Source organism: Vibrio hibernica (assembly GCF_015223435.1).
GTDB lineage: Bacteria > Pseudomonadota > Gammaproteobacteria > Enterobacterales > Vibrionaceae > Vibrio > Vibrio hibernica.
In genome coordinates this window covers 201,896-218,029 of record NZ_VHKO01000001.1, presented here as the reverse complement: position 1 = coordinate 218,029, position 16,134 = coordinate 201,896, and the positions used below count along the sequence as shown (strand labels likewise).

General features: G+C 38.1%; 16 protein-coding genes and 1 tRNA gene. 10 read left to right on the top strand and 7 right to left on the bottom strand.

The features are described 5' to 3' along the window. Positions 1–61 precede the first annotated feature (61 nt). Positions 62–1,324: a molybdopterin molybdotransferase MoeA gene (gene moeA / locus FH976_RS00975; RefSeq protein WP_194089038.1), complete on the bottom strand. Its 1,263-nt coding sequence runs from the start codon at positions 1,322–1,324 to the stop codon at positions 62–64. A gap of 176 nt (positions 1,325–1,500) precedes the next feature. On the opposite strand from moeA, the gene folE reads away from it, so the two are divergent. Then, the gene (folE, locus tag FH976_RS00970) at positions 1,501–2,184 is read left to right on the top strand and encodes a GTP cyclohydrolase I FolE (protein ID WP_194089037.1); all 684 of its coding nucleotides are present in this window, start codon (positions 1,501–1,503) and stop codon (positions 2,182–2,184) included. 68 nt (positions 2,185–2,252) lie between these two features. Here the strand turns inward: folE and arfB are convergent, their stop codons facing one another. Next, positions 2,253–2,666 (bottom strand): alternative ribosome rescue aminoacyl-tRNA hydrolase ArfB, encoded by a 414-nt coding sequence (arfB, locus tag FH976_RS00965; protein WP_194089036.1) that lies wholly within the window; start codon positions 2,664–2,666, stop codon positions 2,253–2,255. Positions 2,667–2,829: 163 nt separating this feature from the next. Here arfB and FH976_RS00960 point away from each other — a divergent pair, with 163 nt between their 5' ends. Beyond that, the gene (locus FH976_RS00960; protein ID WP_194089035.1) at positions 2,830–3,441 is read left to right on the top strand and encodes an HAD family hydrolase; all 612 of its coding nucleotides are present in this window, start codon (positions 2,830–2,832) and stop codon (positions 3,439–3,441) included. Between the two features lie 117 nt (positions 3,442–3,558). Here FH976_RS00960 and FH976_RS00955 read toward each other — a convergent pair whose 3' ends face one another. Then, a complete protein-coding gene (locus FH976_RS00955) occupies positions 3,559–4,032 on the bottom strand; it encodes an FKBP-type peptidyl-prolyl cis-trans isomerase (RefSeq protein ID WP_194089034.1) in 474 nt (157 codons plus the stop codon). Positions 4,033–4,103: 71 nt separating this feature from the next. Then, positions 4,104–4,730, bottom strand: coding sequence for a thioredoxin domain-containing protein (locus FH976_RS00950; RefSeq protein ID WP_194089033.1), 627 nt, complete (start codon positions 4,728–4,730; stop codon positions 4,104–4,106). A 311-nt stretch (positions 4,731–5,041) separates the two neighbouring features. On the opposite strand from FH976_RS00950, the gene FH976_RS00945 reads away from it, so the two are divergent. The 5 genes from FH976_RS00945 (at position 5,042) to FH976_RS00925 (ending at position 9,693) form a co-directional block, all read left to right on the top strand. Further along, entirely contained in the window at positions 5,042–5,536 is a 495-nt protein-coding gene (locus FH976_RS00945) for a CreA family protein (RefSeq protein WP_194089032.1), read from the top strand. A 131-nt stretch (positions 5,537–5,667) separates the two neighbouring features. Further along, on the top strand, positions 5,668–6,201 hold the full coding sequence (locus FH976_RS00940) for a flavodoxin (RefSeq protein ID WP_194089031.1): 534 nt from the start codon (positions 5,668–5,670) through the stop codon (positions 6,199–6,201). A gap of 178 nt (positions 6,202–6,379) precedes the next feature. Further along, positions 6,380–7,039: a 6-phosphogluconate phosphatase gene (gene yieH / locus FH976_RS00935; protein WP_194089030.1), complete on the top strand. Its 660-nt coding sequence runs from the start codon at positions 6,380–6,382 to the stop codon at positions 7,037–7,039. 676 nt (positions 7,040–7,715) lie between these two features. Next, on the top strand, positions 7,716–8,294 hold the full coding sequence (locus FH976_RS00930) for an acyl carrier protein phosphodiesterase (protein WP_194089029.1): 579 nt from the start codon (positions 7,716–7,718) through the stop codon (positions 8,292–8,294). Between the two features lie 58 nt (positions 8,295–8,352). Beyond that, positions 8,353–9,693 carry a DEAD/DEAH box helicase gene (locus FH976_RS00925; RefSeq protein WP_194089028.1) on the top strand — a complete coding sequence of 447 codons (1,341 nt, stop codon included), beginning with the start codon at positions 8,353–8,355 and terminating at the stop codon, positions 9,691–9,693. Positions 9,694–9,730: 37 nt separating this feature from the next. On the opposite strand, the gene FH976_RS00920 is transcribed toward FH976_RS00925, so the two are convergent. From FH976_RS00920 to FH976_RS00910, 3 genes are all read right to left on the bottom strand, one after another. Then, entirely contained in the window at positions 9,731–10,444 is a 714-nt protein-coding gene (locus FH976_RS00920; protein WP_194089026.1) for a TetR/AcrR family transcriptional regulator, read from the bottom strand. 192 nt (positions 10,445–10,636) lie between these two features. Further along, entirely contained in the window at positions 10,637–11,644 is a 1,008-nt protein-coding gene (ltaE, locus tag FH976_RS00915) for a low-specificity L-threonine aldolase (RefSeq protein ID WP_194089025.1), read from the bottom strand. 26 nt (positions 11,645–11,670) lie between these two features. Further along, positions 11,671–12,201, bottom strand: a complete 531-nt coding sequence (locus FH976_RS00910) for an NUDIX hydrolase (RefSeq protein ID WP_194089024.1) — start codon at positions 12,199–12,201, stop codon at positions 11,671–11,673. 143 nt (positions 12,202–12,344) lie between these two features. On the opposite strand from FH976_RS00910, the gene FH976_RS00905 reads away from it, so the two are divergent. The 3 genes from FH976_RS00905 to FH976_RS00895 all read left to right on the top strand — a co-directional run bounded on the left by FH976_RS00905 (position 12,345) and on the right by FH976_RS00895 (position 15,860). Beyond that, entirely contained in the window at positions 12,345–14,021 is a 1,677-nt protein-coding gene (locus tag FH976_RS00905) for an ATPase RavA domain-containing protein (protein WP_194089022.1), read from the top strand. Positions 14,022–14,061: 40 nt separating this feature from the next. Beyond that, positions 14,062–15,513: an ATPase RavA stimulator ViaA gene (viaA, locus tag FH976_RS00900; protein ID WP_194089020.1), complete on the top strand. Its 1,452-nt coding sequence runs from the start codon at positions 14,062–14,064 to the stop codon at positions 15,511–15,513. Between the two features lie 260 nt (positions 15,514–15,773). Beyond that, positions 15,774–15,860 (top strand) — tRNA-Leu (locus FH976_RS00895). The last annotated feature ends 274 nt before the right edge of the window (positions 15,861–16,134 follow it).

Sequence of the window (16,134 nt, the reverse complement as noted above, 5' to 3'; positions counted from 1 at the left end):
CAGATCTATGTTTTCAGCCTTTTTAATTTGGTGAGGAAACTATTACAATTGATTCATGGGATTAGGAATAGAATACAGGGCCAAACTGCTGAATGTGTACCGTTTCACCTACTTCAACACTACCGCGCTCTCTTTCTAAAATAATAAAACAGTTAGCAATACTCATAGAACGGAATGCACCAGAGCTTTGGTTGCCTGTACTGCTAACTTCAAATTGCCCATCGTCATTAATCGAATAAATACCGCGCTGAAAATCAGTTCGTCCTGGGAATTTATTAAATGGTGTTAACGCTTTGGCTGGAATGCTTGGTTGAGGCTTCCAATCAGAATGACCCGCTAGTTTTGCCAACAATGGTTGGACCAGAATATATAAAGTCAAAATTGCAGAAACTGGATTACCAGGAAGACCACAGAAAATAGCATCCGATGTGTTATCTGTTGCGATTAGTTTACCGAATGCAAATGGTTTGCCCGGTTTCATAGCAATTTTCCAAAAGCCGATTTGTCCAAGTTCTTCTAAAATGATCTTTGTATAATCGGCTTCGCCTACACTGACGCCACCAGATGTGATCACTACATCTGCTTGTTGTTGGCCGCGAATAAAGGCTTGTCTAAGCTGCTCTTTATCGTCAGGGATAACGCCTAGATCAATGGCTTCACAACCAAATTTTTCCAGCATGATTTTAATGCCATAGCGATTACTGTCATAGATTTCGCCTTCTTTTAGCTCGGTTCCTAATGGCTTCAATTCATCTCCTGTCGAGAAGAATGCAACCTTTGGCTTATTTAACACTGTCAATGTTGGAATGCCTAAAGTTGCGATCATTGGAATATCACGAGGGGTTAATCGGTGTCCTTTGGGAAGAACTAAATTACTTTGCTTTATATCCTCACCTAAAGATCGAATGTTTTGTTGATCACGAAGAGGTAACGCCTGAGAAAAGTCGGCATCATCACCCTTAATGCTCACTTGCTCTTGCATGATCACCGCATCGCAACCTTGTGGTATTTTTGCGCCAGTCATAATACGAATACACGATTTTATAGGCCATTGACCTTGAAAAGGAATACCAGCAAATGATTTACCTGCGATTGTTAATGTAGTGGTTTCGGTTAAATCATCAATACGAACGGCATAACCATCCATCGCTGAATTATCAAAAGGCGGCACATTAATTGGAGAGTGAAGATCTTGAGCTAAAACATAACCGACGCTATCCGCTAAAGGTTTATTTGTGGTGGCGTTAATTGGAGTAATGGATTTGAGCATATTTGCTAAAGCATCATCTATAGGCATTAGGCCGGGGGTCGTACAGCTGTCCATGGTCTTTCCTGTTTTGAAAGTGAGTCAGGTTACGTGGGAAAAGCTATTTACAGCCTCAAAGCGCACACGTAATTTGTGGATGTAATTATGCTTGAGAACGAGTATCCTTGTCATCAACTCAATAGTAGTATCTGGCTTCTAGTCGAGTTTTATCATCAGTATAGTCGGAGAAAATAATGTCAAATCTAGAATCTCAAACTCTTAACGAACAAGGCTTAAGTGAATCTGCGTTATTAGTTCAATCTGCGTTACAGCAGCGCGGTATAGAAACTCCGATGTGTTTGAATTATATTCCTAATGAAGAGAAAAAAGAGCGTATAGAGCATCACATGCGGGAGATTTTAACATTGTTAGAGCTCGATTTGAGTGATGATAGCTTAGAAGAAACACCACGTCGTATTGCCAAAATGTATGTAGATGAACTATTTTCGGGGTTGGATTATAAAAACTTCCCTAAGATCACGGTCATTAAAAATAAAATGTCTTGCAGCGAAATGGTACGAGTCAAAAATATTACCGTCACTAGCACTTGTGAGCATCATTTAGTGACCATAGATGGGCAAGCTGCAGTTGCTTATATTCCTCGTGGGAAAATTATTGGTCTATCGAAAATCAACCGTATTGTGCGTTTTTTTGCTCAGCGCCCTCAAGTTCAAGAGCGTATGACTCAGCAAATTTTAGTTGCTCTACAAGCATTACTTGAAACTGATGATGTCGCCATTACGATGGATGCCACTCATTATTGTGTGAAATCTCGTGGTGTCATGGATGCGACCAGCGTGACGACAACGACAGCGCTAGGTGGAATATTCAAATCAAACCCTGCAACTCGCGCTGAATTTTTACATGGCCTGCGTTAAATAAGATCTACCTTGCATGTCTTTATCAAAATAGACTTTATAAAAATCGCACCATTGAGTGCGATTTTTTAATATTGAACCTTTCCTCTTAATTGCTTCTTTTGACCTTGCTGTACTTTTTTATCGGTATGTTTTCTTTGTGACGATCGAGTCGGTGTCGTGGCCCTGCGAACCTTTTCTATTTTAGTCGCCTCTAAGATCAGATCTTTTAAACGCAATAGGGCATCTTCTCTATTTTGTTCTTGAGTACGGTATTGTTGCGCTTTAAGAACAATAACACCATCGCCAGTTAAGCGTTTATCAGAGATTTTCAGTAACCGTTCTTTATAAAAACCCGGTAAACTGGATGCGTTTACATCAAACCTAAGGTGGATGGCCGATGACACCTTATTGACATTCTGCCCACCAGCCCCTTGAGCCCGTATAGCAGTAAGTTCGATTTCACTATCAGGAATTTGGACATTATTTGAGATTTTGAGCATAGTTTTATTATAAATAGATGAATGAATGTGTCTAAGTTATCGGATTGTTATTAATACTAATGATATGCTATATCGTATTAGAGAAACAGTAAGCACTTAAATGATGAAAGCAGCACTGTTTAAAATAACATTTCTAGCTATATATTGATTTAAGGTGGGTAGTATGACTGTAGATGTATCTCATTACAAAGCACTTATTTTTGATATGGATGGCACCTTAATCGATACCATGCCATCTCATCTAAAAGCATGGCAACAAACCGCCGAGCAATATAATTTTCCCTATGAGAAGGAATGGATTCACAGCATGGGGGGAATGCCCACATTAAAAGTTGCAAAACAGTTAAATGCGAAGTATGACGTTAAAATTGAGCCGGCTATAGTGGCTGATACTAAAACGGCCTATTTTTCTTCCCTTATTCATGATGGAAAAATTATTGATTGTACTTACCAAGTATTAGAACAATTTCAAGGTCAGAAGAAAATAGCAATCGGCACTGGTAGTAATCACCATAACGCGATGAAATTGTTGGAATACAATGGAATGTTGACAATGATTGATGCTTTAGTCACTTCTAGAGATGTTGAAAACCATAAACCAAATCCAGATACATTTTTACTTGCGGCAGAGCGTTTAGGTATTAAACCGAAAGATTGTGTGGTGTTTGAAGATACTGAAATTGGTCGGCAAGCGGCATTAGCGGCAGGAATGGCGTGTATTATGGTAGTGGATGGGGAATTAGTCGAAAGCAATCATAAAATGGCATCATCATGACTTCCCTTAATATAAAAATGATGAATGAAAAGTAAGATTTTACTCTAATAAGAAAGCCCTGAAATATTGCATTTCAGGGCTTTAGCGTTTATTGGGGCGTTATTTTCAATACAAGTTTTATTTAACAATATCCAAGAGTTCTACTTCAAAGATCAACGTTGCTCCAGCAGGAATAGGGCCACTGCCTGATTTTCCATAGCCAAGTTGGTATGGAATGAATAGGCGAACTTTTTCACCGGTCACCATATATTGAAGACCTTCTTGCCAGCCTTTTACGACTTGATTGAGTTGAAATTCAATCGGCTCACCGCGTTTATATGAACTATCAAACTCGGTACCATCCAATAATGTTCCTTGATAGTGAACACGAACGGTACTGGTTGATGTAGGATGCTTGTCACCAGTCCCTTTCATCAGAACTTGGTATTGCAAACCAGTCGGTGTAGTAATAACACCTTCTTTAGTTGCATTTTCGGCTAAAAATCCTTCACCCGCTTTAATATTTAGTTCTGCCGTTTTCGTGGTATTGATAGAGCGATACAATAAAAAACCAACTAAAAGTAGCAGAATAATGGGTAATAATATTTTCACTTAACTTAATCCTTTATTTATCGATAAGTGCCTAGATTTCCTGACTTAAAATAGCAAATCAAATACATGTTCTAAGGCTGTTTAAGTAAGTAGTTTATCGTGTTTGCGATATCTTGAATATCTTTATGGCCAGTGATGAGAACTTGATATTTACCCTTGACGATAAAAGTTGGTACCGCATTAAATTTTGCTTGATTGGTGATTTCTATAGCTTCATTTAAATAACGTAATAAAGCTTTCTTTTGTAATTCATCGAAATTATATGGACTAATAATATTGCGAGAGGTGAAGACTTGCTCAATTGCTTGTTGCTTCTGAGTCATGGTTGAACCTTCGCCTAGCTGTACGGCTGCAAATAATTCTGAAAGCATTTTTTCATCTGGAATCTTATTGAGCTGCATCTCTGCTGCGTAATAAATGAGAGCGGACACTTGGGCTTGATCATTAAAGGTAACATGAACCTTCCCAAACTGTTGATTGGTTAGCTTTTCTAGTTCCCCAATAGAAGGTTCAAGGTTACGGCAATGGCCGCACATTAAAGAAAACACTTCAGTGACAGGTTTTATGTTTGGCTGTGTTAATACCGTTGAGAGCTTTTGATACTTTTCACCTTCCTTTGGAGTGCTACTATCAGAACAGGCCGAAAGAAAAATCAATGAAATTGAAAATAAAACGATATTTTTTATATGTTTATGCATGATAGAGAATTCAAACTTAAGTTAAAATGACAAGCTAATAGAGCTCAAATCATAGAAAAAGTTCCGTCTGATGTAAAACAAAAGCGGTGCATTATGAGAAGAGAGGTGTAACTTTAGGCTGTAGGATAAAAGAAAGCTCAAGATAGCTATAATTTGGTTCTCGATTGATTATGAATACCCTGTGAGCATGCCATTAACGTGGCGATTACGTAATTGAACTAAACTATAAAATATTCGTTATCTAAATATTGAATAAGACGTGATTTCATTGTGATAACATTATCAAAACAATGTTAATTTTAAGGAAGAAAATGAAAAAATTAATCGTTGCTCTCAGTTTGGCGACAATATTAGCCGGTTGTGACAATAACGAAGTGGGGGATGTCTCTTTAGGATTGTTTACTACAAAAGATATTAAATTGAATACGCTTGTTGACCCTGAAATTTCAGGTGTAACTTGTCATATTGCCTCTATTGAAGCTAATTTAAGTTTCTCTGACCCAAGTGATAGTTCAATTTCTTGCCGTCAAACGGGTGAAATTACGCCTGAAATGATTGCTGGTATTGATCGTTCAGAATCGGGCGAAACCGTATTTAAAAAATCAAAGAGTGTATTTTTCAAAACGATGAAAATCCGACGTATTTTTGATCCTAAAAGTCAAACATTGATGTATTTATCATATTCAACAAAAGAAACCTCTGGGAGTTTTAAACATAGCTTATCAACGGTTCCTTTATGGGGAACAAAAGCTTATAAAACGCCAGAAATGTTAGCAGAAGAAAAAGCGTTAAAAGAGTCTGAATAAATAAAGGAAAGCCATTGACTGTTACTAAAGTGGATGGCTTTTTTAATTTATTTAACAATATGATAGCGCTATCGCTTCCTAACCTGAAATGTTATTGTCACACCTTAGTTAGCTCGTTGAAGAAGGATAATATGGACACGCAAGCAGTACGATTAATCAAACAGAAAAACCAATGGTTATCTCATCATGTTGATGTGGACTTTCCAACTCAAGAGAGCCTAAAAGGACGAGAGTTGTATTTATCTTCACAAGAAAGTAAAACGTTTAAAACGCAATTTGCATCAGAGCTATTAGATCAAGCTAGCCATTATCCTATTTGGTTAGATGATATTATACCTGTCGATTTTCATCGACTAACCATTCTGTTTTCAGTTCTGCAAGCAAAAGCGTGGTCCAACGATCCGGAGCAAGAAAAACTTATTATTGAATTTCTCACTCAAATCATTCTTGATGAGCATTATCAGCTTTATATGGGATTTAAACAGGGCCAACCTATGATGGCAATGATCGCTTATAAAGATGATCAAACCAATAGCTTGTTATTATCCGATGTTTATACGCAGCAAGCATTATTACCAGAAATATACCTACCTCTCATAGCCTCCATGGTTCATTTATATCAAACTCCAAATGATCTTAATATGACTGTCATTTATGAAGCATAATTTTATGTCAGTTAGGTGAATTGCCTGTTAATTTTTCATGCTATAAGAATAAATAGTGATCTTGTCTGAAAATATAGATTTTTGCTCGGCTTGGTTTAACAAAATACTTAACCTTTTCTTTCTAATTTAATAACTAAAAGCCAAACTTAGTTTATTAGGTTGAAAGTGGGGAATCAGCATGGCTAAATCTCAGATCAAATGTGTCATATTTGATTGCGATGGCACGCTAGTGGACAGTGAAACTCTCTGTTGTCAGGCATTAGTTCAAGTCTTTGCTAGTTACGGTGCCGAGGTGTGTTATGACCAATGCATGGCTAATTTTCAAGGCGGTAAAATGTTTGATATTCTGAAAGAAACGAGTGATAGAGTTGGATTAAAAATTCCCATGCAAACACTAGAGCCTCGTTATAGAGAATTTATGAACCATCTATTTTCTGAAAATCTTAAACCAATTCCCTCAGCCTTAGAAACAGTACAGCATTTGATTAATAATAATATCTCTGTGTGTGTAGCTTCAAATGGCTCGGTAAGTAAAATGGAATATGCACTTTCATTAACAGGGATGTTGCATTTGTTTAAGAATAATATATTCAGTGCCTTTGACATTAATAGTTGGAAACCAGAACCAGATTTATTGATGTATGCGGCTATGCAAATGGGTTTTCGCGCTGAAGAGTGTTTATTTGTGGATGATACTGAAAATGGTGTAAAAGCCGGGATCAATGCGGGGATCCAAACGATTCACTTTACGCCATTGATTGGGCAAACCATTGATCATCCTTTAGTAAGAAGAATTGAGCATTTATCAGAGCTTCAATCTATTTCTTTATTTGCATGAATCTTTCAAATAACAATGATTTAGAATAGACAAAGCCCACCGAATTGAAGCAAACCAATTCGGTGGGCTTTGTCTACTTTAACTGATAAGCATATTTAATCGATAAGAATATTCATGACCGCTAATAGAAATCAATACTTACTAAGGGTCAATGAACGAATGGAAATTTGTGATATTGAAATTGACTGGTCGAAGTAAGATATTTTGTGTCCGTGTTTAATGGCACAAGACCACAGTCGATACAAACCAGTTCGTCTTCGTTTTCTGATAGTAGGAATTCTTCGCTAGAACATAATGGGCAACAGCAAATATCCAAATTAACGTCTAAAGCAGGATCTTTTTTTATTTGTTTTCTTTTCATAATTTTCATGCCCTCTGTCGTTATTATCTAGTATGGCTATGTGACAGTGTTCTTGTACATAATTTATTGTGCTAAACATCAATATAGCGAGTTTGTTTACAATCTAGTGTAACTAACCTAGCTGTGATTGCAGGCTGGTAGGGATTATCTCACAGTTCTAATTGCTTCGTTTATTCCCACAGTAAGCATATGGGGTGCATATCTAGTTTTAACGTAATCTTTACATACCTAGAATGATGTATTGCTATCCGCCATTATGGTTCGATTATGAGGCATGTTTATTTTCAATATTAACGTTCACCATAGGGTAATCGTATGAATTATTTAGCACATTTACATATTGCTGATCATTGCGGTAGTGATTTGGTCGGTAATTTATTAGGCGATTTTGTGAAAGGCAATCCTGATGATTTATTTCCATCAGAGGTAGTTAAAGGGATCAAGTTACACCGCTGGGTCGATAGCAATACAGATTCCCATCCTATTGTTCTTAGTTTAAAACGTTTTTTCCCAGAAAATTTAAAACGTTTTGCACCTATTGCATTTGATATGTTTTGGGATCATGCGCTTGCGACTCGCTGGGATGAGTACCATCATTTATCGTTAACGCAATTTATTAATCAATCGGAATATGAGTGTTCTCAATGCGAATTAATATTGCCTGAAAAGTATGAGCGAGTGACAAAGGCAATGTGGGAAGGTGAGTGGTTATTTTCTTATCAAAACTTCGATAATATTGCCTATGCACTTGAACGTATGTCGATGCGCAGACCAAAATTATCGCCTTTAGCGCAGTGCTCGGAAATTATGGAACAAGAATACGACACTTTCATAGCGGCATTTAGTCAGTTCTATCCGGACTTATTAATGAAAGCGAAATACTCTCAAACATAAATTTGCTAAACTTCCACCCCATTATTTATCGATATTTGTATTTTAATATTAGGTTGCCATGTCGTTTCAATCATTAGGTTTAGATTCTATTTTGGTCGATTGCGTTAAGCAGTTAGGTTTTACTTCACCAACACCCATTCAAGAGCAGGCGATTCCACTGGTTCTACAAGGTGACGACTTGCTAGCGTGTGCGCAAACTGGAACAGGAAAGACAGCCGCTTTTGGTTTGCCATTGATTCAAAAAGTGCTGCACCAGATCTCTATCGCTCGAGACGAGAGCTTGGTTCAAGAACCATCTATTTCTGCCGAAGATTTAATATCTCAAAATATAGGTAAAGTAGATGGTGAACCGCTAGGAAAAACAAAAAATGAAAAATCAACTCAATCAGTCAAAGCATTAGTATTAACGCCAACCCGCGAATTAGCACAACAAGTTTTTGATAGTTTGCAGTCGTACAACCAGGGTTTAAATATTGTTGTTGTGTACGGTGGTATGAGCATGAATGTGCAAACTAAAGCCCTAGCAAAAGGCGCAGATATCGTTGTAGCAACACCGGGGCGATTATTGGATCATCTATTTGTAGGCAATATTCATTTGAAGCAAACTCAAACTTTAGTGTTAGATGAAGCGGATAGAATGTTGGATATGGGCTTTATGCCTGATCTACAAAGAATTCTGCGCAGGATGAGCTCCGACCGACAAACCTTATTCTTTTCAGCAACTTTCACTAAACGCATACGTGAAGTCGCTTATAAAATGCTTAATGATCCAAAAGAAATACAAATTGCCGCTAAAAACAGCACAGCAGATACCGTTCAACAAATGATTTACCCTGTTGATAAATCGAGAAAAAGAGAGTTATTGGCTTATTTGATTGGCTCGCGAAATTGGCAACAGGTGTTGGTGTTTACTAAGACGAAACAAACCTCAGATATTTTAGCCAAAGAACTTAAACTTGATGGTATTAATGCGGCATCTATTAATGGCGATAAAAGCCAAGGTGCGCGTCAAAAAGCATTGGATGATTTCAAGTCAGGAAAAGTTCGTGCATTGATTGCGACAGATGTTGCCGCTCGGGGATTGGATATCCAACAGTTACCACAAGTGGTCAATTATGAGTTGCCTTTTCAAGCTGAGGATTATATTCATCGAATTGGACGAACAGGTCGAGCCGGTGAAACAGGGCAAGCATTCTCGTTAATGTGCCCACAAGAGCAATATTTGTTAGATGCGATTGAAGCTTTATTAGACAAACGTTTGCCACAAGAATGGCTGGCAGGTTATGAACCAAGTGTTAATCAGGTTGAAGAACCTCAAATGAAACGTGGCAGAACAGCAGAAAAGCGGAAACTGAAAGCTAAGTTGAACATTCATCGTTCACGAGGTAAGCGCGGTTAGTCGTTAACAGCGTTATTATTGATGAGATGCCGTGGAGTTAAACGTATTCTGTGGGAGCTGGGACGATAAGATCCGTTAGAGCTTTTGGGCGTTCAATATCTTTCTCGTCGATATGAAGCTGAAGGACTAATAATTGGTTGAACTGCTGCCAGTGTGCAAAAAGTGCCTCTGTGTCAGTCTTTTTTTCAAACATGTGTTGAAGTAAAGGTCGTAAAGTTGTAGCAGAGTGCGAATACATTGTCGTTTGCCAGCGTAATGTTCTGCCCGTTATTGGTGACTTTGGATAGCTTTGTTTGAACTGGTGAACGAGGCTTTCTAGAACTTCATTGGTTTGAACGCTAGGTTCAAGGAAGTAGTTCACCATTTTTTTGTCTTGTCTTACTGCATCTGCTAAAAAGCGAACCGCACGTGGATCATTAAGGCTACAAGCTAAAACGCGATTCATTAATTTGTATAGTTGGATATTTGCAGGTAAGCCTTCTGGCAGAATACTGACAATATGCTGAAAATAATTTCGAAAATATTGGTAAAGATGATCACTAATATGTTGCCAAATTTTTTCTTTACTGCCGAAGTGATAGCGTAATAGGCTATGAGAAACACCCGCTTTCTCACTGATTAAACGGAGGGAAACACGCTTATAGCCTAATTCTGAAAACAGTTCACCCGCAACAAAAAGAAGCGCTTTTTTGGTTTTTTCTGCTTCTTCCGCGCTACGTCTACCTTGTTTTCTTTCACTTACCGTATGCACTTTTCACTCCCATTTTTTAGTCGAAGTGCGCTGATTAAAGCGACACTTCTTTTATTTCATTCCAGTAATTTGAAATTATATTATACAAATGGAAAGTATAGTGTATTTGGTTTCAATTTTTTGTGGTATGTCATGAGTATTGATAAACCAATGGTGATACTGGTGGAAAATACTCATCCGATTCAGAACGATTTAATTCGTGAACAAACTGATTTCTTGTAGGAATCGTTCAACATCTTGGCGATTGATATCTTTATGTAATACAAACCTCATCGGCTGGCTATTACCAATAATAATACCTTGTTGTTGCAGGTATTGCTGCAGAGCTTTGCGATCAATGTGATCTGCAATTTTAGCAAAAACGATATTGGTATGAATTAGATCAGGTTTTAATTCAAACGCGCTTAAAGCACTTAATCCCTTGGCGAGAATTTGAGCATTGTCGTGATCGGTTTTGAGTTGTGTTACTTGATCGGTTAGAGCTATTTTCCCCGCAGCAGCTAAAATACCGGCTTGGCGCATGCCACCACCTAACATCTTACGAATTCGGCGAGCTCGTTTAATAAAATCGCTTGATCCTAGAAGCAAGGATCCGACTGGAGCCGCTAACCCTTTAGATAAACACACCGTCATGGAATCAAAATACTGTGCGATATCTTTGACATCTACATTTAGTGCAACTGCCGCGTTGTAAACCCGAGCACCATCGAGATGAAGTTGTAGATTATGCTTAAGGGTAAAAGCACGAGCTTGCTTCAAATATTCTAAAGGAAGCACTTTACCATTTATCGTGTTTTCAAGGCTGAGCAGTTTTGTTTGAGCAAAATGAGAATCATCTGGTTTAATGGCTTGCTCTAGTTTTTTAAAACATATTGTTCCATCGGGTTCATTCTCAATCGGTTGAGGTTGAATTGAACCCAATACTGCCGCGCCACCGCCTTCAAATTTGTAATTATGTGCTTGCTGGCCACATAAATATTCATCACCTCGCTGGCAATGCGCCATTAACCCAAGCAGATTCGCTTGTGTGCCGGATGTGACAAATAATGCGGCTTCAAACCCATGGCGTTCTGCTGACCATGATTCGAGATCATTAACGGTTGGGTCATCACCATAAACATCATCACCAACAATGGCTGTTGCCATGGCTTGACGCATTGATTCCGTAGGTTGTGTCACAGTGTCAGAACGAAAGTCCATGTTAGTTCCTCTTATTTAGGAGATGATTAATTTTGATGAGTAAAATGGCCGCATAATTTTGCTTTACTAATGCAAGCGATAGTCTTGGCATCGGTAATAAGATCGTCTCGGATCCATTGTTCTATTTGACATAAACTGACTTTAATGACCTCAATAACTTCGTCATCGTCAAGTTTTTGCTTCATAGGAAGTGATAACTGTTTAGCAACAAATAGATACTGAATCTCATCACAAAAACCAGCCATTGGTGTACATTGGCCTAGTGAATGAAAAACGTCCGCTTGATAGCCAGTTTCTTCGAACAATTCTCGTTTTGCACATGCTAATGGCTTTTCATTATTTTCAATTGTGCCTGCGGGTAATTCAATGATCCATTTACCTAAAGATGGGCGAAATTGTTTCAATAGAATGATATTTTCGTCCTCGGTAATGGATAATATTACCGCGGCACCAGGATGAATAATGGTGGTATGAGAAATGGAGATACCTGTGGGTAAACGGATGTCTTCCTCAACTAATTGAATGTTTTTCCAACGATGTAAGATTTGCTGGCTCATACTTAGATCTAATAATACGAAAATGAGGCTTTCATAGTGCCATCTAGGCTGTTAAATTCAAGCGTAATCGTCATATAACCCGTTAAACAGCTTGTTTATTTTATCATTTTCTTCCGTATGAAATGCATTCAAAAGGAAAGCGTATGGATCGTACTCAAATTCATTTATTAGCCACTTCAAATCGCACCGCCTCTCAACGATCGCTACTTTCCGAACGTATTAATAAATTAGTTCAAGCTTTGTCTGATGGTGTTTATGAAAGAGAAGGGACGATCAAATTATGCTTATTGGCGGCTTTATCGGGTGAAAGTGTTTTTTTACTTGGTCCTCCAGGGATAGCGAAAAGCTTAATCGCTAAACGTCTGATCCAGGCATTTGACAATAGTCATTACTTTGAATATTTAATGACACGGTTTTCAACACCTGAAGAGGTTTTCGGCCCGCTAAGTATTCAGGAATTAAAAGATAATGGTCGTTATGTCCGTTTAACTGACGGTTACTTACCGACTGCACAAGTGGTTTTTTTGGATGAAATCTGGAAAGCTGGCCCGGCTATTTTGAATACTTTATTAACCGTGGTGAACGAAAAAACGTTTAAAAATGGGAATGATATAGAGCCGGTTCCAATGCGTTTATTAATCTCAGCATCTAACGAATTACCAGATGAAGACAGCGGATTAGAGGCTTTATATGATCGCATGCTGGTACGAGTGTTTGTGAATCGAATTCAAAATAAACAAAATTTTCGCGCTATGTTAACGGTTGGAACACAACAAGAAGCGGTGATCCCTGAGGGGTTAGCTATCAAGGATGAAGAGTATCAGTTATGGCTGCAAGAACTGGAGCAGTTGTCTCTTACTGACTCCATGTTTGAAAAACTATATCAATTAAAGTCGATGTTAGAGGCAAAAGAAAATGCAGCTGGTGAGGCGGGAGATGATATGTATGTTTCTGATCGCAGATGGAAAAAGGCCGTTAAATTATTAAAAGCGAGCGCCTATTTTAATGGGCGTGATGACATTAACTCTCTCGATCTGCTACTCCTGCAAGATTGCCTATGGAATTCTCCTCAATCTCGAGTGGTGGTTCGGGAGTGCATATCCAATTTTGCGATTCAACATGCATATGATCAGACTTCTATTCAGCAAGAGGTTGAGTTGCAACAAGCTAAAATGACGGATTTTGATAATGAAATCATTAAGCAGTACGCCATGGTGCTATCGGCTGAGACGGAAAGAACATTACGCCGTAAGAATATTTACCAATATGCACTTTCTGACGCTAAGAAATATAAAGTCGCCACTAGCTCTGACTTAGTTAAGCTAATACTGTTACAAAGTAATATGTCGGTCAGTGAAAGTGATTCAGGTGATAGCCGTTGGGTGTATGTACCTTATAAAGAACTCGAGCAGATAATTCGAGATGGAGGAGGAGATGCTTATGGTTTTGTTAATAAGAAAACGACGTTATGCCGATTCCGTTTAGAAGTGGATCATAAGCAACATTTAGTGATTAAAGATATTGCCAACCGTTCCATACCCATTGCATTGGCCACTGAGCAAGGTTTTAAACAAGAGATCTTAAATGATTGGCATGGTGTCGCGGAACAAATGACAAAAGAATTAAAAGGTATCAGTTTCAATCTACACCAATCGCGTAGTGATTTTCATAGTTCGTTACCGCATAATTTCTTAGACAAAGATCTTCCATTAATGATTGAATCGAGTTTACAGGACTTAGATACTTTAATTGAATCGGTATTGGAACTTAGCGAGTTAGCATTAAGTAAAGTTGTACGTTTGAATGAAGCGTTTGAATGAGTGTATTTAAGCGAAAATTAAAGGTGAGCAGGTATAAACGATGCTAGGAATTGATGCGCTTGATATTGCCGTTATTCTAGCGGATGCGGAGGTCATTGAGGCCGCTTTTCATGATTTAATGGCGCGCTCACAATTAATGCCTCTTATGGAAGAGAATAAAAATGTTGCGTCGTTGGTCAGGAATCAACTCGAGAAGTGGAAAAGGAAAGCAACTAAAACGGTGGTTAATGTTACGCCCTCGCCCGATTTACAAACAGAATTAGCACTATATCAACAAGTTATTCATTGGCAGGAAAATGAGTTTTTGAATCGTTCTGATGACTTATTGAGCCAATTGAAATCAATCTCATCATTTTATCCTAAAGCGCATCGTTTGGTGTCTGAATCAGGCGCTAAATTAAATCCTATGCTGCCGCATTATTTCTGCCATCAATGGTATCAACATATTCTCGAAGCGGTAAAAAAGGTGCAACAAGATGCTTTAGAAGAGGAAAAAGCGGATCAGCTAGAAGATTTGTATCAGCGTATAGATACCTTAAAAAATATGGATAAAGTTGATCCTGATACAAATAATGGTTCTATTGCTGGGCGCTTATGGGATATGTCTTCAGCCACCCTTTCTAAATCGGATTGGTCGGTAATGAAAGAACAAGCTGATTTTTTGAGGAAGCACCCTAAACTGCAAGATATTGCGGAGAGTTTAGGCCGAATGGCGAAGGATGACATCGATCCTGAACAGCCAAAACTTTATGCGCAAGGGATCCAATATCAAGATGAAGTTTCAGAACAAGCTACCGATGATATTGTCGGTATTCATGAAAGTGATGATCTCAACAAACTCCTACCCAATGAAACGCTATTTTTAGCTTATCCCGAGCTTGAAGTTGTCTTCTATAAACATCTTATTGATAAACGATTAATGAATTATAAAATGCAAGGTAAAGCGCGCAAGGTGAGAAAAGTGCAGGCTCAAGAACCTATACCAAGTAAAGCTGAAGATGATACAGGGCCATTTATTATTTGTGTGGATGCGTCCGGCTCGATGAGAGGCTTTCCTGAGCAATGTGTTAAAGCGATTGCGTTCGCATTAATGCAAATTGCCTTAGCTGAAGATCGGGATTGCTTTGTCGTTTTATTTTCAACCGATTACGTTACCTATGAATTGACCAGGCCGGATGGATTAAGAGAAGCGAGTGACTTTTTATCTTATACCTTTCATGGTGGAACGGATTTATCACCCGCGATTACTGCGGCTTTAACTCAAATGGAGAGCGATAAATATACCAATGCTGACTTGGTGATTTTGTCCGATTTTATTGCCCCAAAACAGTCGAAAGATATGATTGCTCATGTAGATAAACTTAAATTAAATAAAAATCGCTTTCATGCTATTAGCTTGTCTAAATACGCAAATCCAGAGTTAATGAATATTTTTGATCATCATTGGGCTTATGTTCCAACGGTAGGGCAGCGCTTTGTGAAACAAAAGTAGATATTAACTTCGTATTATTTGCTGCTTTTACCGTCGCCTTGTTTGTAATATCACCGCTTGAGTATGCTTTTTGATCGGTTGAATCAAAAAAACAAAATTTATTGTTGACTCATTTTGTCAGTCGAGTAAAGTACACCTCGTTCCCACGGAAGATGTTACTAAACACCTACTGTGAGATAAAAATTGAAGTGGTATTGCAATAGCGATATCCAGATGGTGTCTTAACTTTACAGTTAGGCGCATCGCAATAAGAATTGCGTGCCCTGGTGGTGGAATTGGTAGACACAAGGGATTTAAAATCCCTCGGCGTTCGCGCTGTGCCGGTTCAAGTCCGGCCCGGGGCACCATCTATAACGAAGGCTTACCATTTATGGTGAGCCTTTTTTATTGCCCCAAAATTCTCACCTTTATGACTTCAGTTTTTCTAACCTCTAACTAAGTCTTGAACGTATATGATTTATTTTCTTATGTTATTTGTTCGATATTGCATAGTTCATACTGGAAAATGGCATATCTACACTATAATAAAATCAATACTTTGTTTGATTAACATCAATTTATGTCACTAGTGTGTCAAAGCGTTAAATTAATAAAATATTTAATCTATTGTTTTATAATGAA

Coding starts and splice junctions, on each gene's coding strand:
- yieH (WP_194089030.1), top strand. CDS start 6,380: ATGGCTAAATCTCAGATCAAATGTGTCATATTTGATTGCGATGGCACG.
- FH976_RS00940 (WP_194089031.1), top strand. CDS start 5,668: ATGGACACGCAAGCAGTACGATTAATCAAACAGAAAAACCAATGGTTA.
- FH976_RS00945 (WP_194089032.1), top strand. CDS start 5,042: ATGAAAAAATTAATCGTTGCTCTCAGTTTGGCGACAATATTAGCCGGT.
- folE (WP_194089037.1), top strand. CDS start 1,501: ATGTCAAATCTAGAATCTCAAACTCTTAACGAACAAGGCTTAAGTGAA.
- FH976_RS00930 (WP_194089029.1), top strand. CDS start 7,716: ATGAATTATTTAGCACATTTACATATTGCTGATCATTGCGGTAGTGAT.
- FH976_RS00925 (WP_194089028.1), top strand. CDS start 8,353: ATGTCGTTTCAATCATTAGGTTTAGATTCTATTTTGGTCGATTGCGTT.
- FH976_RS00960 (WP_194089035.1), top strand. CDS start 2,830: ATGACTGTAGATGTATCTCATTACAAAGCACTTATTTTTGATATGGAT.
- ltaE (WP_194089025.1), bottom strand. CDS start 11,644: ATGGACTTTCGTTCTGACACTGTGACACAACCTACGGAATCAATGCGT.
- arfB (WP_194089036.1), bottom strand. CDS start 2,666: ATGCTCAAAATCTCAAATAATGTCCAAATTCCTGATAGTGAAATCGAA.
- viaA (WP_194089020.1), top strand. CDS start 14,062: ATGCTAGGAATTGATGCGCTTGATATTGCCGTTATTCTAGCGGATGCG.
- FH976_RS00910 (WP_194089024.1), bottom strand. CDS start 12,201: ATGAGCCAGCAAATCTTACATCGTTGGAAAAACATTCAATTAGTTGAG.
- moeA (WP_194089038.1), bottom strand. CDS start 1,324: ATGGACAGCTGTACGACCCCCGGCCTAATGCCTATAGATGATGCTTTA.
- FH976_RS00905 (WP_194089022.1), top strand. CDS start 12,345: ATGGATCGTACTCAAATTCATTTATTAGCCACTTCAAATCGCACCGCC.
- FH976_RS00950 (WP_194089033.1), bottom strand. CDS start 4,730: ATGCATAAACATATAAAAAATATCGTTTTATTTTCAATTTCATTGATT.